23 protein-coding genes are annotated in these 22,183 nt (G+C 38.3%); 5 read left to right on the forward strand and 18 right to left on the reverse strand.

Features of this window, described 5'->3' with window-relative positions; genetic code table 11:
• The first annotated feature begins 319 nt into the window (after positions 1-319).
• Together BN988_RS16230 and modA are read left to right on the forward strand one after the other, a co-directional pair.
• Positions 320-802 (forward strand): DUF1189 family protein, encoded by a 483-nt coding sequence (locus BN988_RS16230; protein WP_036578081.1) that lies wholly within the window; start codon positions 320-322, stop codon positions 800-802.
• Between the two features lie 42 nt (positions 803-844).
• Complete coding sequence (modA, locus tag BN988_RS16235) at positions 845-1,615, forward strand: molybdate ABC transporter substrate-binding protein (protein WP_036578082.1); 771 nt, start codon at positions 845-847, stop codon at positions 1,613-1,615.
• 276 nt (positions 1,616-1,891) lie between these two features.
• On the opposite strand, the gene rpsR is transcribed toward modA, so the two are convergent.
• From rpsR to BN988_RS16270, 7 genes are all read right to left on the reverse strand, one after another.
• Complete coding sequence (rpsR, locus tag BN988_RS16240; protein ID WP_036578084.1) at positions 1,892-2,122, reverse strand: 30S ribosomal protein S18; 231 nt, start codon at positions 2,120-2,122, stop codon at positions 1,892-1,894.
• 20 nt (positions 2,123-2,142) lie between these two features.
• A complete protein-coding gene (gene ssb, locus BN988_RS16245) occupies positions 2,143-2,631 on the reverse strand; it encodes a single-stranded DNA-binding protein (RefSeq protein WP_036578086.1) in 489 nt (162 codons plus the stop codon).
• 15 nt (positions 2,632-2,646) lie between these two features.
• A complete protein-coding gene (gene rpsF / locus BN988_RS16250; protein WP_036578087.1) occupies positions 2,647-2,937 on the reverse strand; it encodes a 30S ribosomal protein S6 in 291 nt (96 codons plus the stop codon).
• Between the two features lie 171 nt (positions 2,938-3,108).
• Positions 3,109-4,209: a redox-regulated ATPase YchF gene (gene ychF / locus BN988_RS16255; protein ID WP_036578089.1), complete on the reverse strand. Its 1,101-nt coding sequence runs from the start codon at positions 4,207-4,209 to the stop codon at positions 3,109-3,111.
• Between the two features lie 250 nt (positions 4,210-4,459).
• Complete coding sequence (locus BN988_RS16260) at positions 4,460-4,657, reverse strand: DUF951 domain-containing protein (protein ID WP_036578096.1); 198 nt, start codon at positions 4,655-4,657, stop codon at positions 4,460-4,462.
• Between the two features lie 48 nt (positions 4,658-4,705).
• A complete protein-coding gene (locus tag BN988_RS16265; protein WP_036578097.1) occupies positions 4,706-5,596 on the reverse strand; it encodes a mechanosensitive ion channel family protein in 891 nt (296 codons plus the stop codon).
• Positions 5,597-5,629: 33 nt separating this feature from the next.
• Positions 5,630-6,640, reverse strand: coding sequence for a YkvI family membrane protein (locus BN988_RS16270; protein WP_036578098.1), 1,011 nt, complete (start codon positions 6,638-6,640; stop codon positions 5,630-5,632).
• Between the two features lie 86 nt (positions 6,641-6,726).
• On the opposite strand from BN988_RS16270, the gene yyaC reads away from it, so the two are divergent.
• Positions 6,727-7,329, forward strand: coding sequence for a spore protease YyaC (yyaC, locus tag BN988_RS16275; RefSeq protein ID WP_036578100.1), 603 nt, complete (start codon positions 6,727-6,729; stop codon positions 7,327-7,329).
• Between the two features lie 94 nt (positions 7,330-7,423).
• On the opposite strand, the gene BN988_RS16280 is transcribed toward yyaC, so the two are convergent.
• The 11 genes from BN988_RS16280 to rpmH all read right to left on the reverse strand — a co-directional run bounded on the left by BN988_RS16280 (position 7,424) and on the right by rpmH (position 18,287).
• Positions 7,424-8,128, reverse strand: a complete 705-nt coding sequence (locus BN988_RS16280; RefSeq protein ID WP_036578101.1) for a DUF554 domain-containing protein — start codon at positions 8,126-8,128, stop codon at positions 7,424-7,426.
• Between the two features lie 142 nt (positions 8,129-8,270).
• Complete coding sequence (locus BN988_RS16285) at positions 8,271-9,110, reverse strand: ParB/RepB/Spo0J family partition protein (RefSeq protein ID WP_036578102.1); 840 nt, start codon at positions 9,108-9,110, stop codon at positions 8,271-8,273.
• Positions 9,091-9,864 (reverse strand): ParA family protein, encoded by a 774-nt coding sequence (locus BN988_RS16290; protein ID WP_036578103.1) that lies wholly within the window; start codon positions 9,862-9,864, stop codon positions 9,091-9,093. The genes BN988_RS16285 and BN988_RS16290 overlap by 20 nt, the downstream gene beginning before the upstream one ends.
• Positions 9,865-10,216: 352 nt before the next feature.
• Positions 10,217-11,098 (reverse strand): nucleoid occlusion protein, encoded by an 882-nt coding sequence (noc, locus tag BN988_RS16295; RefSeq protein ID WP_036578321.1) that lies wholly within the window; start codon positions 11,096-11,098, stop codon positions 10,217-10,219.
• 441 nt (positions 11,099-11,539) lie between these two features.
• The gene (gene rsmG, locus BN988_RS16300) at positions 11,540-12,256 is read right to left on the reverse strand and encodes a 16S rRNA (guanine(527)-N(7))-methyltransferase RsmG (RefSeq protein ID WP_036578105.1); all 717 of its coding nucleotides are present in this window, start codon (positions 12,254-12,256) and stop codon (positions 11,540-11,542) included.
• A gap of 111 nt (positions 12,257-12,367) precedes the next feature.
• Complete coding sequence (gene mnmG, locus BN988_RS16305) at positions 12,368-14,254, reverse strand: tRNA uridine-5-carboxymethylaminomethyl(34) synthesis enzyme MnmG (RefSeq protein ID WP_036578107.1); 1,887 nt, start codon at positions 14,252-14,254, stop codon at positions 12,368-12,370.
• A 53-nt stretch (positions 14,255-14,307) separates the two neighbouring features.
• Positions 14,308-15,684: a tRNA uridine-5-carboxymethylaminomethyl(34) synthesis GTPase MnmE gene (mnmE, locus tag BN988_RS16310; RefSeq protein WP_036578108.1), complete on the reverse strand. Its 1,377-nt coding sequence runs from the start codon at positions 15,682-15,684 to the stop codon at positions 14,308-14,310.
• 416 nt (positions 15,685-16,100) lie between these two features.
• Positions 16,101-16,715, reverse strand: coding sequence for an RNA-binding cell elongation regulator Jag/EloR (gene jag / locus BN988_RS16315; RefSeq protein ID WP_036578109.1), 615 nt, complete (start codon positions 16,713-16,715; stop codon positions 16,101-16,103).
• A complete protein-coding gene (gene spoIIIJ / locus BN988_RS16320) occupies positions 16,712-17,479 on the reverse strand; it encodes a YidC family membrane integrase SpoIIIJ (protein WP_036578111.1) in 768 nt (255 codons plus the stop codon). Before spoIIIJ ends, jag begins: the two co-directional genes overlap by 4 nt.
• Positions 17,480-17,588: 109 nt before the next feature.
• Positions 17,589-17,930: a ribonuclease P protein component gene (rnpA, locus tag BN988_RS16325; RefSeq protein ID WP_036578112.1), complete on the reverse strand. Its 342-nt coding sequence runs from the start codon at positions 17,928-17,930 to the stop codon at positions 17,589-17,591.
• Positions 17,931-18,152: 222 nt separating this feature from the next.
• The gene (gene rpmH / locus BN988_RS16330; RefSeq protein ID WP_019377820.1) at positions 18,153-18,287 is read right to left on the reverse strand and encodes a 50S ribosomal protein L34; all 135 of its coding nucleotides are present in this window, start codon (positions 18,285-18,287) and stop codon (positions 18,153-18,155) included.
• Positions 18,288-19,170: 883 nt separating this feature from the next.
• Here rpmH and dnaA point away from each other — a divergent pair.
• Together dnaA and dnaN are read left to right on the forward strand one after the other, a co-directional pair.
• Entirely contained in the window at positions 19,171-20,517 is a 1,347-nt protein-coding gene (gene dnaA, locus BN988_RS16340; RefSeq protein WP_036578117.1) for a chromosomal replication initiator protein DnaA, read from the forward strand.
• Between the two features lie 241 nt (positions 20,518-20,758).
• Positions 20,759-21,895, forward strand: coding sequence for a DNA polymerase III subunit beta (dnaN, locus tag BN988_RS16345; protein WP_036578119.1), 1,137 nt, complete (start codon positions 20,759-20,761; stop codon positions 21,893-21,895).
• The last annotated feature ends 288 nt before the right edge of the window (positions 21,896-22,183 follow it).

Here is a 22,183-nt window from a genome sequence, read left to right on the forward strand (position 1 = left end):
TCCACTTTAACATTTATCCCCCCACTTTATTGCTCGGCAAGATGTAAGCAGTAAAGTAGGGGGAAGCTTCATTCGCCTAATACTAATTTAAAGCGGACAAAAAGATTACCTTCTATTATGATAACATGTTTTTTATTGAAAGGCTTGTCGAAAACAGTAGAAAATATTATTTCCCGGGGAATATCCTGTTATAACTTGTAACGGTTTTTTCTTACAAAAAGGCTACATGTCCCGTTAATAAAAATGTCATGTTTTTTCCATCATGTGAGTTGGTTTTCCTTTATAATAGAAGGTAGACTATTAAATAAGGATGAATAATATGAAATTTCGTCAAGTATTTCTACAAAGCCTTAAACTCCCAAGTAAGAAAGCTACCTTCTCGCTAAACCGTGTTAGCATGGATATTGCGATTATCTATATGTTTATTCTACTTATACTTGTCTCCATTCCAGCTTTTATTGATCGCATTGTAGAAAATAGCGGCGTGTCAGCAGAACTTAACATAGCCTTCCTAATTATATATTTCTTTATCTTTTACTATTTGCCAATGGCTATTTTTGTTTGTATCGGTATCTCCCTCATCGCTTACATTGGTCTCGGTTTAGCAAAACTGATGGAACGCAAGCTACAGTTCCCACTACTTTGGAAAATGAGCGTATTTATTGCAACGATTCCGTTTATTATATATACGATCATTGCATTACTTTTTCCTGTAGATGATATGTTGTTAGGCGCCTTTTTTGTTTATATTTTAATTATGCTGTTCTTTATTATCTCTATCTATCCAAAGCGAAGAAAGTAAAAAATAACCGAATCCATATAGTTAGGAGCAGGATTATTTCCTATGAAGTATCTAGTATTCGTATTAATTGGTTTAGTAAGCCTTACCGGTTGTTCAAATGAACCATTTGTAAAATCTACTGAGGAAACCCATTTACTATTGGCTACAACATCCAGTATGTCCGGCGTTTTGCCCGATTTAGTGGAAGCATTTGAAGAGGAGAATCCGTATATTAACATTAACGTAGATTACGGTCCCTCCGGAGAGCTCGCCCAACAAATACAGCAAGGAGCTCCTGTTGATCTATTTATCTCTGGAAATCAGGAGTGGATGGACATGCTTGCAGATCAATCCATGATTACACAAGACTCTAGAACAAACTTTGCAACAAATCAACTAGTGCTTGCCGAAACAGCTGGAGAAGATTCTGATGTGTCGTCATTTGAGGAATTAAGGCAGAGTTCGTTTGATAAAATTATATTGGGGCAACCTGAGACTTCACCAGTTGGCACCTATGCAAAGCAAGCACTGCAAGCCGCAGATGCCTGGGATGGCTTATCCCATTCTTTCTTCTATGCAAAGGATGTTTCCCAAGTGGTAACTTTTATTGAATCAGGAAAAGTGGACGCTGGGTTTGTTTATTATTCCGATATTATTGAATCAGATCGACTGGAAATGCTCTTTCCTGTTGATTCAGAACTCCATGATCCCATAGAGTTTCCAGTAGCAGTTACTACCTATAGCACCAACCATGCCGACTCAGAGAAATTTATTGATTTTCTACAAAGCGAGACAGCAAAAGAAATTTTTGATGAGCATGGGTTTAACAGATAAAGTGAAACTTTAGTAAGTCGGGTTCTTTCTTCCCCCACTTATTGTTAGTTGAACGAATCGGGGTGTTAGCGCCCGTTTACTCCCACTAAAAACTTAACGGTTTCACTTCATGGTTTGAATTGGGGTCTTACGAACGGTTGCTCCAGGATAAACAGATCGAAGGCATGCCTCGTCGCTGAGTAGTTTTTCTGCTATGTTTTTAAATAAGTTCATCAATTTCCCAACCAATTAAAAAACCTCCAGATCCATATAAGGATCTGGAGGTTTTATTTACAATTACTCTGCTACGAATGGTAACAATGCCATTGTACGAGCACGTTTAATTGCTACAGTCAATTTACGTTGGTATTTTGCAGAAGTTCCAGTTACACGACGAGGAAGAATTTTTCCGCGTTCAGAAATGAAACGTCTTAGCAAATCTACATCTTTGTAATCGATGTGTGTAATTCCGTTTGCTGTGAAATAACACACTTTACGACGCTTTGCGCGTCCGCGACGAGCTGCCATTGATAACCCTCCTTTTTATATTAGAATGGTAAATCATCGTCTGATATATCAATAGGCTCCCCATTATTTCGGAATGGGTCGTCCTGATTTTGGTTCTGGTTTTGGTTCTGATTCTGATTAGGCTGATACTGATTTTGGTTTCTATCTTGTTGGAAACCTCCTGAGTTGTCCTGTCCTCTACCCTGGGCTCCTTTAGATTCAAGGAATTGGACGCTGTCTGCAACAATTTCTGTTACAAATACCGTTTTTCCATCCTGGCCTTCGAACGTACGTGTTTGAACACGACCATCCACACCAATCAGGCTTCCTTTTTTCATAAAGTTTGCAAGGTTTTCAGCAGGTCTTCTCCAGACCACACAGTTAATGAAATCAGCTTCACGGTTTCCCTGCTGATTAGAAAAAGGACGATTAACTGCAATAGTAAAATTAGCTACGGCCACTCCGTTGGGTGTATAACGTAAATCGGGATCCTTCGTTAACCTGCCAACTAGTACGACACGATTTAACATCAGAACCACTCCCTATTATTTATCTTCTTCTCGAATTGCAATATGACGAATAATGTCATCAGAGAATTTAGCAAGGCGATCAAATTCATTTACTGCATTTTCATCACCGCTGAAATTAATGATTACATAATATCCATCACGATAGTCTTTGATTTCATAAGCAAGACGTTTCTTGCCTTTTTCATCAACTTTTTCAATCTCCGCGCCATTATCAGTTAGAATACCATTAAAGCGCTCAATTAGAGCTGTTTGAGCATCCTCTTCAATATCTGGGCGGATGATGTACATGATTTCGTATTTTCTCATCCGTTACACCTCCTTTTGGTCTTAGCGGCCCTTATTTTTTGTCAGGCAAGATGCCTTTCTCACCAAGGGCAAGGAGTAATCGTAATAATAATTACTCACAATAGTGTATTATACCAAATCTTTATTGAAATAACAAGGTTTCGAGAGATCCTTTTTTCGTTATACTTTTAATTACACATTGAAACGGAAATGAATGACATCGCCGTCCTTAACGATGTATTCCTTACCTTCCAAACGCACTTTACCATTTTCTCTTGCTTGTCCCATCGTTCCTGCAGCTACCAAATCCTCGTAAGACACCGTTTCTGCACGAATAAAGCCTCTTTCAAAGTCTGTATGAATGATACCTGCTGCCTGTGGTGCTTTCATGCCTTCACGGAATGTCCAAGCTCGAACTTCCTGCTCTCCAGCAGTAAAATACGTAGCTAGTCCTAATAGATGGTAGGATGCTTTAATAAGCTTATCCAATCCAGACTCCGTAATGTTGAGATCTTCGAGAAACATTTCCTTCTCTTCCTGATCAAGCTCCGAAATTTCTTCTTCTATCTTCGCACAAATGACAATAACCTCTGCATTTTCTGCAGCTGCAAATTCTCTTACCTTTTGTACGTTTTCATTGCCATCAGGATCTGCAACCTCTTCTTCACTAACATTTGCCACATATAATGTCGGCTTTGCTGTTAGTAAGTGAAGGCCTTTTACTATTTTCCATTGATCTTCCGAGAAGTCTAATGCTCGAGCAGGCTTTTCTTCTTCTAGTCCAGCCTTTAGCTTCACAAGTATTTCCTGCTCGGCCACCGCTTCTTTATCCTTTTGTCTTGCCAGTTTTTCTACACGTTGAGACCGCTTGTTGACGGTTTCTAAGTCAGCCAAAATTAGCTCCAAATTAATGATTTCGATATCATCAAGTGGATCTATTTTTCCGGAAACATGTGTAATATTTTCGTCTTGGAAACAGCGGACGACCTGACAAATCGCATCCACCTGGCGGATATGGGATAAGAATTGGTTTCCTAGCCCCTCTCCTTTACTTGCACCTTTTACAATTCCTGCGATATCAGTGAATTCAAATGCAGTGGGTACGGTTTTCTTCGGTTTTACTAATTCTGTTAATTTATCTAAGCGCTCGTCGGGTACTTCCACAATACCTACATTGGGATCAATCGTTGCAAACGGATAGTTCGCAGCTTCTGCTCCCGCTTGCGTTATTGCATTAAATAATGTTGATTTTCCGACATTCGGAAGACCGACGATTCCTGCTGTTAAAGCCATACAACCTTCACTCCTTAAGGATTTCCATTCACATGAACGTGGTAGTCCTCCTAATTATAGATAGTAGACAATCAATTGACAAGCTAGCAAAAAACAAAAATAGGCATTTTAAAATGCCTATTTTCGTATTTAACCTTATTTTTTTATCTAACACTATCTTTTTCTACTCTCATGATACCATTTTTCCAGGAGAATCGTCCATTTTACACGTATTAAAACTTTTCGTTTCCTCCGCAAGCATCGCTTGAGACTACGCTTCTGCTTTTTCCAAAACCTTTTTCATTTTCTTTGAAAAATCTCTTCGTGGAATCATCACACTATGATCACATCCAAGGCACTTAATTCGAATGTCCATTCCCATCCGAATTATTTTCCAGCGATTCTCTCCACACGGATGAGGCTTCTTCATTTGCACAACATCATGTAAGTTAAAATCTTTCTCCGCCATTCCCTTTTCTCCTTTATTTAAAGTTAATAGCTCTATTATATAGGGAAATTACTCGCCGCGCTCGCGATTTTTATCTAGTAATTTTTCTTTATCATTTCCAGAGTACATTACAATACGTGGTGCAGGGATTTCGATTCCTGCATTGTACAATTGGTTTTGAATTTCTTTTCGAATATTTCGTTCACCGGCCCATTGGAAACCAGGAAGTGTATCAGCAATGATGCGGATCGTAAAGTGTGATACATCTAAATTTTGTACGCCAATGATTTCTGGAACCCCAACAATAAAGTCGTACTTATCTGGTAGTGTAGCGACAATATTGTTGATTGCATTTTCAGCATCATTTACATTGCTTTCATAAGGGATATTAACGTCTACTATAGAAAGACCATTATGAACAGAATAGTTAATAACTTGTGTTACATTGCCGTTTGGCAGCACGTTTAACTCGCCAGTCCAGCTCAGTACTTTCGTAGTACGAAGTCCTATTTCTTCTACCGTTCCTTCAATTCCCGCGACTCCAACATAGTCGCCTACGGAGAATTGATCCTCAAAAATAATAAAGAACCCGGATATGATATCACGCACAAGGTTTTGCGCACCAAACCCGATAGCCAGTCCAGCTACACCAGCTCCTGCTAGTAGCGCTCCGACTTGAAAGCCAAAAACATTATCCAAAATCATAATGATAGCAACAAAATAGACAATGTAGGCTACTACATTTTTAATTAATTTCTTTAGCGTGTTCTCTCTTCTTTCTGTTATACGAATTGGCCCTTTTTCTCTTTTCTTAAAGAGACGGTCTACTACTTTCCTTGTAACCCGGACAACTATTAATGCCAATACTATAATTAAAATGACTTTAAAAACTCTCTCCCCGATTAACAACCATAAATCTGGGCCTTTTAGATAATCCCAAGTATCTTCAAAATTTAACACTACTTCTCCTCCTCGTCATGTTGCTATTTTTTTCTACGTTTGTTTATACCATAAAGGAAATAGCAGCAGTCTAGTTAACACATATAAATTCAATATCCCATAGATCGGATACAAATAACTAACCAGTGTACTAAATCCTAATGCCGTTAATGGAATCATTGTAACCAAGGTAACCACGACAATCAACCATAATGGTTTGTTTACATAACTTTGAATTCTAGTCACAATGCCAAGAATACCAGAAGCTGCAGTTGTAAAAATCGCAAACCATAATAAGATACTTATGAAAATAATCATTTGCACGGGGTAATGCTGTAGAATGGCAAATAACGGAATCTCGTAAAGGAGTAGCTCGTCTGCAATTTGGATAAGACTATTATTATAGATATAGGAAATGATTCCTAACAGTACACCACTCCCAATACAGGCTACCCATATTTCTTTTTTTGATTTCACTTTATTCCCAACTGCTCCAAGTACGGCGATTAACGGTAAAATGTTTAATGCTGTGAATGGAAAAGCTGCTGTCCAATTACGTTGTTCACGCCAATGGGAGAATAGCTCGAGTTCTTGATCAATCGTAAATAATAGTAAAACGTACACCAAACCACCTAACAGGGGTGGGAGAATGAATTGATTTATAGAAAGCAGTCCATTTATATCCTTCATAAACAGTGCTATCAACGCCATTAACATAATACCTATACCCCACCAATAGGGGAAATTAAACGCTTGTCCTGTAGCACCGCTTCCAGCAATCATAACGACCGTTGTAGTAAATAGATATAGAAATATCATGACATCGTAAATCCCCGTCATCCTCTTGCCAACGATAATACGTAACACTGGCAAATAATGAACCGATTGCTTTTTAAAACTCAGACTCATGATCACCCCACATGAAAGGGAAAAAAACATAGCAAACAATAGAATAGCAAGTCCACTTTCATGGCCAAAAAATTGCCATAGCTCTCTCCCTGAGGCATATCCTGCCCCAATTGTCGTCCCAATAATTAAAAACATCCACTTTATCCCTGCTCGCATCTTTTGTCCCCCATATATCCATATTGTATGTATAGATTTCTGAAATTTTCCGTATACTATACCAATATGTATTTGGAGGATAAGCTATGAATCTAAAAAGTCGTATCACCCCTACTAAAGAAAACTTTCGTATGCACCACACAGACCCCGAGCTATTTCATGTCATGAGCGAAAAGATAATTTCATGGCTGCCGGCTATACCAAGAGATTATGTCCTCGTATGTATTGGTACCGACCGCTCAACAGGTGATTCCCTAGGTCCATTAATTGGTACCCTCTTTACTGAAACTAAACCAAAGCATATGTCTGTATATGGAACCCTTCATGAACCAGTACATGCTACAAATCTCCACGATTATATTGAACTTATAAACAAGCGACATATTAACCCTTTTATTATTGCCATAGATGCCTGTCTCGGGAAAAACTCTTCCATAGGTCACATTATATCTGGGACTGGTCCTATTAAGCCAGGAGCGGCCTTAAACAAACCCTTACCAGATATCGGGGATGTGCATCTTACTGGAGTGGTAAATATAAGTGGATTCATGGAGCATTCCGTCCTTCAAAACACGAGACTGTCGATTGTAATGGATATGGCAACCAAAATCGCGGGTGTATTGGACCAAATTGATCAACGCATGACATATAATCAGCCTAAGCCCTCTGTCGTACTGCGATTTAGTTGAAGAAATGAAAACATCAGCACCGCCATCCTAGGTGTTGAATAAAATTTAAGATCAAATAGAAAAACAACGAGTATGCACCCGTTGTTTTTCATATTTATATAAGATAATAAATAGAGTAGATGATACCCACTGTTAGAATGGAAGGAAGTAAGTTCCCGATTCTGATTTGAGTTAACTTCAATAGATTTAAACCAATTGCTACGATTAGTAGTCCACCGACTGCCGTTAATTCAACAATAAGTCCATTAAGGAAGGCTTCTGGAAGCCAGTTTTCTATTTGTGTTGCGAGTAAGGCGATTGCACCTTGATAAATAACTACAGGGATTGCAGATAGGATCACACCAAATCCCAGTGTTGTCGTGAGCACCAGTGCAACAAACCCATCCAGTATACCCTTTGTTATAAGCACTTCATGATCTCCACGTATGCCGCTATCTAATGCACCGAGTATGGACATAGCACCAATCACAAAAATCAAAGAAGCCGTAACAAAGCCTTGTGCCACACTAAAATTGTCGTTCTTTGTCGTAAATTTGCTTCCTATCCAATTACCTAGGCGGTTGAGGCCTTCTTCTAACCTTAGAAGTTCACCAATAATTGCCCCGGTTAACAGGCTTAATAACACGATAATAATGACTTCTGTTGTGAATGCCATTTGTAAACCAATGAGCAAAACTGCCAATCCAATCCCATGCATGACTGTCTCTTTATAACGCTCTGGGATTTTGGTAAAGAATAAACCTAATATGCTTCCAATAATAATAAGTCCGCCATTTACTAGTGTCCCGTATAATACCATTGTTACCTCTCCAGTATGTAAAATGTCTCTCTTTTAGAATTGTTCCACGTGAAACAATATGTTCAAGAAAAGCTAAGAAATGCTTGTGACTAGTGGACTTAATAGCAAAAGACTGACGATATACACCGCCAGTCTTTTCCGATCAATCTTCTAACACTTCAATGATTCGCTGTAAGTCATCGTCTGTATAAAACTCAATTTCGATTTTACCTTTTTTCTTCCCGCGCTGGATTGTTACTGCTGTACCAAACCGATCACGTAAAAAGGATTCTCTCTCCTGGAGAAATACGTCCTTTTTAGGTTTTTCCACATCTTTTTTAACTGGGTTTTCGTTCAGCTGTATAATTAGCTGTTCGACTTGCCTCACGTTTAATTTTTCTTTACGAACTTTATTCACGAGTGGGATTACCTTTGTTTTATCCTTTAAACCTAATAACGCTCTCCCATGACCCATGGAAACTTCCCCATTATTAATATAAGCGATGATTTGCTCTGGTAAGGAAAGAAGTCGAACAATGTTTGCAATATGAGATCTACTCTTCCCAAGTCTTTTTGCCAACTCTTCCTGGGTGATTTTTAGCTCAGTCATCAAATTTGTGTAGGCGTGCGCTTCCTCTATCGGTGTTAGATCTTCCCTTTGGAGATTTTCCAAAAGAGCTAGTTCCATCATCCTATCATCAGATAGTTCTTTGATGACAACAGGAACAGTTTCCAGACCAGCCTCTTTTGCAGCACGGAATCTTCTCTCTCCTACTACAATTTCATATCCTTTAATACTTTTTCGAACTATGAGCGGCTGGATAATGCCATATTCTAAAATTGACTCTTTAAGTTCTTCAATTGCATCAGCATGAAATGTCTTTCTTGGCTGATAAGGATTTGGCCTACATTCTGAAATAGAAACTTCCTCTATTTTTTCATCTGGCTTTTCCTCAATTTCAGGAAAAAAAGCATTTATACCTTTACCTAACCCTCTCGCCATTGGCCACCACTTCCTTCGCTAATTCAAGATATACTTCTGCACCTCGAGACTTAGGATCATACGTTATAATGGGTTGTCCATGACTTGGCGCCTCTCCCAACCTTACATTTCTCGGTATGATAGATTGATAGACTTTGTCCTGGAAGTATTTTTTCACTTCGTCGATTACTTGGATTCCTAGATTTGTACGAGCATCCAGCATAGTCAGAAGAACCCCTTCAATCATAAGATGTTTATTCAAATGCTTCTGAACAAGACGAATTGTATTTAATAGTTGGCTTAGGCCTTCCAAAGCGTAATATTCACATTGTACTGGGATTAACACGGAATCAGATGATGTTAGTGCATTTAGTGTTAATAGACCTAATGAAGGCGGACAGTCGATAAGAATGTAATCATACTCTTCTTTAAGACTCTCCAAGGATTTTTTCAACCTAATTTCCCGCGAAATAGTCGGAACAAGCTCAATTTCTGCTCCGGCAAGCTGGATGGTTGCAGGTATTATATCTAAGTTGTTTACGTTTGTGGGAATGCAAACTTCTTCAGCCGGCATATCTTCTACTAGCACATTATAAATACAATGCTTAACATCTGCCTTATTCACACCTACCCCACTAGTTGCGTTCCCTTGTGGATCTGTATCGACAAGTAACACTTTATTACCTAAATGGGCGAGGCAAGCACTCAAATTAACGGATGAAGTTGTTTTCCCTACGCCACCTTTTTGATTTGCGATGGAGATTATTTTTCCCATGTTGACACCTACCTAACGATATACATTTTATTTTATCACTAATTGCAATAAAAGGACGAGATTATTTTCACTTTTGTTAAGAATTTGTAATTAGAAGGAGAATTAAAGGGGAGAAATGTCGATGAAATAGCCTAATAGTAGGCCATTTAGCAAAGGGATGGAATGTGTTATTAGAAAAATGCGCTCTAGCTTGTCTATTAGCGAATGTATACCTTTTTCTTGTATTCGGAACATAAAATTTCATTGCAACGTAATTGCTTCCTAGCTAAAACTTTTTACTTTCCTAATGTGTGAGAAAAATACCCATCTCCTTTTAAGATGGGTATGGATTATTTTAAAAAAGATAGGAGAATTATTTCTGTTTCGGTATTTTAATTGTTATTTGATAATAGTCATCCATTTCCTGCTCGTCCGACTCCACTTCGACCCCAGTATCTGAAACCATGCTTAAGGACTGCCGAATAGTATTCATTGCAATTCGAATATCTTTGCTGAAGCCTTTTAAGGTTGCCTTCTTTTTAGGCGGTGCTTCTTTAGGTTCATTAATCTTTGTAATCCGCTCTTCTGTCTGTTTTACATTTAATTCATTCTCAAGTATATTCTTAAGAATTTCAAGCTGCTTTACTGGATCTTTTAATTTAATTAAAGCACGTGCATGACGTTCTGTAATCATTTTGTTCAGCAACGCCTCTTGAACCTCTTCTGGGAGCTTTAATAATCGCAATTTATTAGCAATGGTTGATTGGTTTTTCCCCAACCGTTGGGCCAATGCTTCCTGCGTTAAAGAATGGAGCTCCAATAATTGAGCATATGCTTTTGCTTCCTCAATGACTGTTAATTCCTCACGCTGCAGGTTCTCTATTAATGCAACAGAAGCCGTTTCTGTATTCGTCATTTCTCGAACAATCGCAGAGACTTTCTCCCAGCCTAAAAACTGTACAGCACGCCAGCGTCTCTCTCCTGCGATCAGTTCATACTTACCTTCTACATCTTCCATTTTACGCACAACAATCGGCTGGATCATACCATGTGTATTAATGGTTTGTGCGAGTTCTTTTATTTTCTCTTCCTTAAAAATAGTTCTTGGTTGATAACGATTGGGCTCAATATCACTTACTAGAAGCTGAATCACTTCATCCGGATGATAGGCTTCTACTTCTACCTCTACTTCTGTTTCAGAATCGGAAGCAGGTTTCTCTCCCAAACCAAAAATTTTATTAAAAGGCTTTACCATCATCAGACACCACCTTTTGATTTACTAGTTTTAAAGAAACGTATTAGCCCTGGTAAGCGACTGCGTTCCTTAAATAATGATGATCTATGTATAAATGTTTCACGTGAAACATTATTATTTTCATGGCATATATTTCTACTAAAACTAAATGCTAGCAAAAGAAAACACTTTATTCGACATGCCAAAATAAAGGATCTCTAGTACAATAAAGCGAAACTTCAATCAGTGGCGGTTTTTGTTCCTCCCCCACTAATGTTAGTTGAACGAATCGAGGTGTTAGTGTCCGTTACTCCCACTTTAACATGACGCTTGCACCAGGATAAATTTTAAATACATAAAAATTAACGTCATGCAGGCTCTACTTCTATTTTACCATAATAAAGCCTGAGAAAGTAATTAATTGTAACTATATCACCCATATTAAATAGAATTTTTTAAAACTTATTCGATAGGTTCCTTATTTGGTGTACCAGGCTTTCTCGGATATTTTTTTGGTGTCTTTCGTACTTTATCTATTACAACTATTGAGCGCTCACTGTCTTCTTTGGGTAATGTAAATGAGAAAGTGTCAGCTGTCTTTCCACCCATCAACTCTACCGCAGCTTTGCCTATAGAGAGTTCTTCCTTAACCTGGGATCCTTTCATCGCAATGAAGACGCCCCCTTTTTTAACTAACGGCAAGCATAATTCACTGAGAACAGACATCCTTGCCACCGCTCTAGCCGTTACAACATCAAAACTCTCCCTGAATTTGATATTTTTACCAAAAGTTTCCGCTCTGTCATGATAGAAGGCTACATCGTTAAGCCCGAGTTGTGCTGCTAAATGGTTTAGAAAACCTATTCGCTTTTGCAATGAATCTACGATTGTTACCTTTAACTCTGGGAAGCAAATTTTCAACGGAATACTAGGAAATCCCGCGCCTGCTCCTATATCACATATATGCAAAGGACCACTGAAGTCAAAATGAAACGCAGCGGAAATAGAATCATAAAAATGCTTCAAATAAACGTCCTCTTCAGCTGTCAACGCTGTCAAATTTATTTTTTCATTCCATTCTGTTAAGGTTTGAAAGTAAGTGGCGAACTGCTCAAGCTGATATGCTGTAAGCTCTATCCCCTTTTCTTTCAAAGCAGCAGCAAATTCTTCTGGATTCATAGTATGGAATCTCCTTTACGTTTTACACTTTTAATATGTATTATGATGCGGGGTAAAATTGCTTCTCTCCCGCATCATATAACCATTACTACATTATTTTTCCACTTTAAACTAGTTTGCCATCCTCGCAATATTACCTTGTTCGATATAAACAAGCAGGATTGAAACATCTGCCGGATTAACACCAGAGATCCGTGACGCTTGGCCAACAGATAATGGACGAACCTTTTTAAGCTTCTCTTTCGCTTCTGTGGCAATTCCGCCTATTTCATCATAATCGATATCGTCGGGGATTTTTTTATCTTCCATTTTAAGCATTCTGGCAACTTGCTCATAGGCTTTTTTAATATAACCTTCATATTTAATTTGAATTCCAACCTGTTCCTTCATTTCCTCTGAAAGTTCCGGATTAGGTTCTATCATTTGTTCAATAATGTCATAAGAAAGCTCAGGTCGCTTTAATAAATCGTACGCCTTTACTGCTTCTTTTAATGGGGTTGCTCCTGCTTCCTCCATCACCTGATTAATGGCTTCACTTGGTTTAATAATAAGCTTATTCAACCGTTTCTTGTCTTCCTCTACCAGTCGTTTCTTCTCCACGAATTTTTGGTAACGAGCTTCTGTAATCAAGCCAAGATCATTTGCTGTTTCTGACAAACGTAGATCAGCATTATCATGACGAAGCAGCAGACGATATTCCGCACGTGAGGTAAGCAGTCGATATGGCTCATTGGTCCCTTTTGTAACAAGGTCATCAATGAGAACACCAATATAGGCTTGTGAACGATCTAAAATAACCGGATCTTTTCCAAGCACTTTTGCTGCTGCATTAATCCCTGCCATAATCCCTTGGGCAGCTGCTTCTTCATAACCAGAGGTACCATTAATTTGACCAGCTGTATAAAGTCCAGCAATTTTTTTCGTTTCTAATGTTGGCCATAACTGTGTTGGAACAACTGCATCATACTCAATGGCATAACCAGCACGCATAATTTCTGCGTTCTCCAACCCTTCTACACTTCGCACCATGTCATGCTGAATCGATTCAGGAAGGGATGTTGATAATCCTTGAACATAAACCTCTTCTGTATCTCTTCCTTCTGGTTCCAAAAAGATTTGGTGCCGTGGTTTATCATTAAAACGCACAATTTTATCTTCAATAGATGGGCAATATCTCGGCCCTGTACCACGTTTCATTCCTGAATACATGGCAGATAAGGAAAGATTCTCATTAATAATTTCATGTGTGAATTCATTTGTATAGGTCAACCAGCATGGAATTTGATCTGTAATATATTCAGTCGTTTCGTATGAAAAGCTTTGCGGCTTCTCATCCCCTGGTTGAATTTCCGTCTTCGAATAGTCAATGGTATGACTGTTCACCCGTGGTGGAGTTCCAGTCTTAAAACGAGTAAGCTCAAAGCCTAGCTCCTCAAGATGCTCTGAAAGTTTTACAGATACTCTTTGGTTGTTTGGACCACTTTCGTATTCTAAATCTCCCATTAGCACTTTCCCACGCATAAACGTACCTGTCGTAATAATAACTGTCTCGGCGCTATATGCAGCCTTTGATTCTGTTATTACTCCTTTACATACCCCATTCTCAACAATTAACTCATTTACCATACCTTGTCTGATTGTTAGGTTTTCCTCGTTTTCAATAATATTTTTCATTTCTTTTATATATAAAGGCTTATCAGCTTGTGCTCTTAACGCTTGAACAGCTGGACCTTTCCCTGTGTTCAGCATACGCATTTGGATATGCGTCTTATCAATTACCTTTGCCATTGCGCCACCAAGCGCATCTATTTCTCGGACAACAATTCCCTTAGCCGGCCCGCCGATGGAGGGGTTACATGGCATAAAGGCAATCATATCCAAATTGAGTGTCAGCATTAAGGTTTTTGCACCCATCCGTGCTGAAGCTAATCCTGCTTCTACACCAGCATGCCCTGCACCAATCACGATTACATCATAATGCCCAGCATCATATGTCATTGTTTTTCATCCTTCCTATTATTTAAAGTACATGTTTTTCTAACATGCAACGATTATTTTCCTAAACAAAATTGGGAGAACAATTGATCAATCAAGCTGTCACTAGCAGTATCGCCAATAATCTCACCTAAAAATTCCCACGTTCGCGTTACATCAATTTGTACGATATCTAGTGGCATTTCCATTTCCAAGCCTTGCATCGCATCTTCCAATGCTTCTTTCGCCTGTTTCAATAACTGGATATGACGAATGTTTGATACATAGGTTAAATCACCAGTATCAATCTCACCAGAGAAGAATGTATCAGCAATGGCTTGTTCTAGCTTATCGATCCCTGCTTCTACCAGTAAAGAGGTTGTCACAATCGGGTTTCCTTCGGCTAGCTCTTTTACTCTATTTAGATCTAAGTTTTGTTCTAAATCTGTTTTATTAATAATTACGATATATTCAAGTCCTTGAATTGCTTCAAAGAGCTTTTCATCTTCTTCGGAAAGTTCTTCGTTATGGTTTAAAACAAATAAGATAAGGTCAGATTCCTTTAAAACCTTGCGTGAACGCTCTACCCCTATCTTCTCTACTATATCTTCGGTTTCTCTTATCCCTGCAGTATCTACAAGACGCAAGGGAACGCCACGAACATTAACATACTCTTCAATGATATCTCTAGTCGTGCCAGGTATTTCGGTTACAATGGCTTTATTTTCTTGAACTAGTGCGTTCATCAAGGAAGACTTGCCGACATTTGGCCGGCCAATAATCGCTGTAGCAAGCCCTTCACGTAATATCTTTCCTTGTTTGGCAACCTGCAAAAGATTATCAATTTCACGATGCACTTCTTTTGTTTTGTCACGCATCACTTCATTGGACATTTCCTCTACATCATCGTACTCCGGGTAGTCAATGTTTACCTCAACATGCGCTACTGTTTCGAGTAGATCCTGCCGTAGTGTTTGAATCAGCCCGGATAATCTTCCATCCATCTGCTTTAAGGCAACGGACATCGCTTTGTCTGTCTTTGCTCTGATTAAGTCCATTACTGCCTCTGCCTGCGATAGGTCAATCCTTCCATGCAAAAAGGCGCGCTTTGTAAACTCTCCTGGTTCTGCCAGTCTTGCACCCTTACTCAAAATAATTTCCAACACACGGTTTACAGCGACCATCCCACCATGGCAGTTGATTTCAACGACATCTTCCCGTGTAAATGTCTTTGGCCCACGCATTAAGGTAACCATAACTTCCTCGGCAACCTCCTGCGTTTGTGGATCAAGGATTTTTCCATAGTGAATCGTATGAGAATCAGCTTCGCTTAAGCTTTTCCCTTTAAAAAGTTGTTCGGTAATGGAGATTGCCTCAGGACCGCTTAGCCTGACGATGGCAATCGCTCCTTCGCCAATAGGTGTGGATATTGCTGTAATTGTATCTGTCTCCACTACATTTCACCTCCAGAAACGTGTTCTTTATCTATATTAATAACGAATTATATTTTTATCGCCACTAACTTAATAGAATACCACACCTTTACCCAAAAATAAAGTTATCCACAACAGTTTTTCACTTCTCTTTATTGTGCTTTTATCCACATGTGGATAGTGGTTGTATTATTAATACGCTTACCAGAGATTGAATTTGCTAGACTGGTACAGTTTTATACTTTTATAACGCAAAAAATCCGTTTGGTTTCACTTGAAAACCAAACGGATTTTAGTTTCATTCCACGTTATAGTTATGTCGTTCTGAGAAAACATTTCGCTTTCCCGCTGGAGTCTCGATGTATCTCTAAACCTAGATTAAAAACATAGAAATTTAAATTTAAATAGCATCATTAAGTTGCAAATTGTTTTTCAATTTATGGCTTGATGACGATGTGTCGGTGTGGTTCGACTCCGTCTGAATAGGTGTTGATGTTTTTATTGGATTGCAGAGCACTATGAATAATTTTGCGTTCGAATGAAGGCATTGGTTCAAGTGCAACTTTTTTGTTTAACCGCACAGCTTTATCAGCCATTTTTCCAGCAAGAGACTCTAGCGTGTCTTTCCTGCGTTGGCGATACCCTTCTGCGTCAAGGGATACGGTGTAAAACTGCTTTCCATCTTTATTTATTGCAAGGTGTAGCAAATATTGTAGCGCATTTAGTGTTTGACCACGTTTGCCGATCAATACAGCAATATTATCACCGCTCAGCTCAAAATTAACATGGTTCCCCACCACGTCCATCTTGATTTCTGCTTCTACATTCATATTTGCAATCACTTGGCTAAGATACACTTGTGTTTCTTCCACTTTGTTCTTTGCTAACGTCACTTTAACAAAAGCACGTTTGGAACCAAATAGACCGAGCAAACCCTTCTTACCCTCGTCTATTATATCAATTTCGACCTGATCCTTTGTGGTGTTCAACTGCTCTAATGCTGACTGGACCGCTTCCTCAACTGTTTGTCCACTCGCAGTTATTTCTCTCACTTTTTGTCTCCTCCAACTACGTCTTTCATCATAGGTTTACGGATAAAAATAGTTTGTATAACCATAAAGATATTCCCTACAACCCAGTATAGTGCTAGTGCTGCTGGGAAGAAAATAGCAAATACAGCAATCATGATCGGCATAACATATAGCATAACTGCCATTTGCGGATTGTTTGCTGCCGGACTACCAGCCATCATAAGCTTTTGTTGAATAAAGGTTGCGCCACCTGCAATTAACGGTAATAAGAAAATTGGATCTGGTGAACCTAGTTCAAACCATAAAAAGCTATGTGTACTAATCTCTTCAGTTCGCATGATAGCATGATACATCGCAATTAAAATTGGCATTTGAATAAAAATAGGTAAACAACCAGCTAGCGGGTTTACGCCATGCTTTTGGAACAACGCCATTGTTTCCTGTTGCAGTTTTTGCTGCGTATTTGCATCCTTAGAACTGTACTTTTTCTGGATTTCTTTTAATTCCGGTTGAACATCCTGCATCGCTTTCGAACTTTTTAATTGCTTAACGTTTAACGGCACGAGGATTAACCGGGCTAAAATGGTCACAATTACAATGGAAAGACCATAGTTTTCGTTGAATAACTCGGCAAAATAAATAATAACCTTGGATAATGGATACACGAAGTAACTATTCCAAAATCCTTCACTTTCTGGTGTGATTGGTTCGTTAACCTGAGTACAACCAGAAAGGATTGCCAGCAACAAAATCAGTGTTACAAGCAGAAAATACTTTTTACGCAAATTGTTTCCTCCTAACTATATGAAAAGCGCAAACGCTTAACATAAGCCTTATACAGATTGTCCTATATAAATTTTACCTTAAAACCATATAGCTTTCTATATAATAACGTTATTTTTTTAGTAGTCGCTCTTTATAAAGTAAATGATTGAGACTTTTTTTTATTTCTTCATACGACATTTTTTTCGTTTGTTGTCTTGCAATGATCACAATATCATGGGGATATTTTATCCGGTCATCCATCTCCTGGAAGGCCTGTCTTAAATAGCGTTTAATGCGATTTCTAGTAACCGCATTTCCAATTTTCTTTCCTACTGAAAGACCTACACGATAATGCTCTTGGCCCTTTTTCTCTATATAATAGATGACAAGCTGTCTATTTGCAAAAGACTTTCCATGCTTAAATGTTTGTTGAAATTCTTCGTTCTTTTTGATGCGATACTCTTTTTTCATCATGATCACCTTTACTACTCTACATATACAGCTTGTCCTTCGTGTTCTATGTAATGGTACCGGGAAAAACCCGAGGTACCAGATTGTTGCTATCGCCTAAAGTCAGTTAGAAATACTCAAATTCGCCATCATCTAGCGAATTTGTACGTACCCCCTCTACTAGGAATTTAAACAATTCATAAATTCCTAAGTGTGAAAAAAGACCACTGACTTTTCAGTGGCCTATGCAGACAATACTTTTCTTCCTTTACGACGACGACGAGCTAAAACTTTACGTCCGTTTTTAGTACTCATACGCGTACGAAAGCCATGTACTTTTTTGCGTTTACGGTTATTTGGTTGAAACGTTCTTTTCATTTATCATGCACCTCCCCAAGGGATGAAATATCCTGTTTAAAAGTCATATTCATAGACAGTCTTTGTAATTATAAATAATAACCAGCCCTTCTGTCAACTTCCTTTTTGTTATTGGCTGTTTTTTACAGAATTATACCCCTGGTCTACTCACGTGTGGATAGATTATCACCTTTTTCTCTACCTACTTAGGTGGCTAGCAGCCAACCATACCTCTACTACTAAAAAAATTCCCTTCTACGAAAAACTATCACATTCTAAAATTCGGTTGATCAACTCCAAGTCGACCTTCCTCTACTTCAACAAGACAATTCCAACTAAATGATCCCTTATGCTCAAGTAATAAATAAGTGAACACCTTCTAGCGCGGCTCATTAAAAAAAGAGTTTACCTTATATTCGACTATCCACAGTCTATTGTTCACTCTTTTATTACAAAAAAATACTATCCACAACACATATCGACAGGAAAATCACAAAATATAGTGGTGTGGATATTTATTATCTACAAGCAATGGACCTTGTGGATAATTGTCGAAAGAACATTGCACACCGCGCCTTTTTTTGGTATTATAATTGTGTTTAACTTGTGTAAATCGATTTGAGGGTTTTTAGTTATTCACAGATTGTGGATAACATGTGGATATTTATTAACACCATCGTTTACAACGTTATCCACAGAAATGTTAATAACGTTTATAAGCATTCCAGATGCATTATTGCACTGTACGCAACTATCCACAAGACCTATTTTGATATCGTTCATTACAGCATGCCTACTCAAGGCCAAATAAACCGCCTTTTTATGAATGAATGCCTGTCCATCGTTATGATTGAGAGAGGCTTTTTCTGTCATGATATAAACCCAGGAAGGAGTGAATAACCGCTTGGAAAACATTGAAGAACTTTGGGTCGCAACCCTTGAAAAAATTGAAGAAAAAATTAGTAAGCCTAGTTTCGATACCTGGTTGAAAAACACAAAAGCTGAATTTCTTGAAGAAAATACACTCGTCATTTCAGCACCCAACGAATTTGCCAGAGACTGGCTTGAGAACCAATATACCGCACTCATATCTGATATTTTGCTAGACATCACCGGTTCTCGTTTGGCTACTAAATTCATTATTCCAGATTCTACTCCACCAATAGAAGAGTCAGAGGTAGCACCCAAGCAAACAGCAGGAAACGAAGCAAATCACGAATCGCCAAGATCGATGCTAAATTCGAAATATACCTTTGATACATTTGTCATTGGTGCAGGTAACAGATTCGCTCATGCTGCATCACTTGCTGTAGCAGAAGCTCCTGCAAAGGCCTATAACCCACTATTCATTTATGGTGGCGTAGGATTGGGTAAAACCCATTTAATGCATGCGATCGGCCATTATGTTCGTGAACACGATCCAAATGCAAAGGTTGTTTACTTATCTTCAGAGAAGTTTACGAATGAATTTATTAACGCGATTATGGATAATAAAACCGTGAACTTTCGCAATAAATATCGAAATGTCGATGTCCTATTAATAGATGATATTCAGTTTATTGCTGGAAAAGAATCAACACAGGAAGAATTTTTCCATACTTTTAATACGTTACATGAAGAAAGTAAGCAAATTATCATTTCTAGTGATCGGCCACCTAAAGAAATTCCAACACTGGAAGACCGTTTACGTTCCCGTTTTGAGTGGGGCTTAATTACCGATATTACGCCACCAGATCTGGAAACTCGTATTGCAATATTAACGAAAAAGGCAAAGGCTGAGGGACTTGATATTCCGAATGAGGTGATGCTATACATTGCAAACCAAATCGACACCAACATTCGAGAATTAGAAGGCGCCTTAATTCGCGTTGTCGCCTATTCTTCATTAGTGAACAAGGATATAGACGCTTCGCTAGCTGCTGACGCATTAAAGGATATTATCCCAAGCAGTAAACCGAAAATCATTAGTATACCGAGGATTCAAGAAGCAGTTGGCGAGAAATACAATATTCGCCTGGAGGATTTTATTGCAAAAAAGCGGACCAAGTCTATTGCATTCCCGCGACAAATTGCCATGTATCTATCTAGAGAAATGACGGACTCCTCTCTACCAAAAATCGGCGAGGAATTTGGGGGACGTGATCACACAACTGTTATTCATGCTCATGAAAAAATAGCACGTCTTATGGAAAACGATACGCAATTAACACGTGAAATAGAAGAAATAAAAGAGAACTTAAAATCATTCTAAAGCCATCTTTTTTTAGAATGTTGGACGCGATTTTGTCTTTTTTAAGACGTTTGTCTAAATATGACCTGTGCACAGTGTGAATAGTCGTGCAAACTTGCAAACAGTTTATCCACATGTGAATAACTTTTGTAAATCTGGCTTTTCTTCGCTTATCCACATACTCACAGGCCTTATTACTATTAATACTGTATTTTTATAAAAAAAATAAATATAAAAGAACTTCCCTTAGGAGGATTTATTTATGAAATTTGTTATTCAACGGGATCAATTAATATCCAGTGTGCAGGATGTCATGAAGGCTATCTCATCCCGAACCGTTATTCCGATATTGACTGGAATGAAAATTGAAGCAAAAGAAAGTGGTATTACCTTGACTGGTAGTGATTCAGATATTTCGATTGAATCCTTTATCCCAGCTGAGGAGAATGGCAATGTAAATGTAGAACAAATTGAAGCAGGAAGTATTGTACTACAAGCTAAATATTTCCCTGATATTGTCCGTAAGCTCCCTGAAAAAACAGTGGAAATTGAATCAGATGAAAACTTAAAAGTAACGATTCGTTCTGGAAAAGCCGAATTTAATTTAAATGGTCAGGATGCAGAAGAATATCCACAGCTACCTAAATTACAAACGGATGACAGCTTTGAGTTGCCAATCGATCTCTTAAAAAGCTTAATAAAACAAACAGTATTTGCTGTTTCAACAATGGAAACCCGACCAATTTTAACTGGGGTAAATATTAAACTGGAGAATGGCAATTTGACTTTTACAGCAACAGACAGCCATCGCTTAGCTTCTAGAGAAATTCCTGTCACTGAGGCACCAGGTCAACTGCCAACTGTGGTGGTTCCTGGTAAGAGTCTGAACGAGTTAAATAAAATATTAGATGATACAGAAGAAACAGTAGAAATAAGTGTGACAAATAATCAGATTCTGTTCCGTACAAAAAATCTTAACTTCCTTTCAAGATTGCTTGATGGAAATTATCCGGAGACCTCCCGATTAATTCCAGAACAAAGCAAAACCGTTCTTCATGTGAAAACGAAGGAACTCTTAAGCACAATTGACCGAGCTTCACTTCTAGCAAAAGAAGAACGGAATAATGTTGTTAGATTGAGCACGAAAGGGAATGGATTGATCGAAATCACAAGTAATTCTCCTGAAGTAGGAACAGTAGCAGAGGAAATTACGGTTCCTTCTATAAGCGGAGAAGAATTGAAGATTTCTTTCAGCTCCAAGTATATGATTGATGCATTAAAGGCAATTGAATACGAAGAAGTGAAAGTAGAATTCACTGGGGCAATGCGACCATTTATTATCCGTCCTGCCAACGATGACCCGATCTTACAATTAATTCTACCTGTTAGAACGTATTAATAAGCAGAATGTGATCTTAGGTCCTTATCTTAAAAAAGATAGGGACCTTTATTTTGTTTTGGACAGCACCTATATAACAGGTTAACGGCTTTTTAAAAGCAATTTTAAGCCTATACAGGCATTTATTATGCAAATATGGGGTCATACCTTTCCATAATGACAAATCTTTAGTAAAATAGGTATACATGACGTTTACAGGTTTAAACTAATGATATCCACACGAAGAAACTGCATTTGCTCATTTTTAGTGAATGTATGTGTTTCTATGTTTTATACTGTCCTGAAATC

This window comes from Oceanobacillus picturae (genome assembly GCF_000612865.1).
Lineage (GTDB): Bacteria > Bacillota > Bacilli > Bacillales > Amphibacillaceae > Oceanobacillus_B > Oceanobacillus_B jordanicus.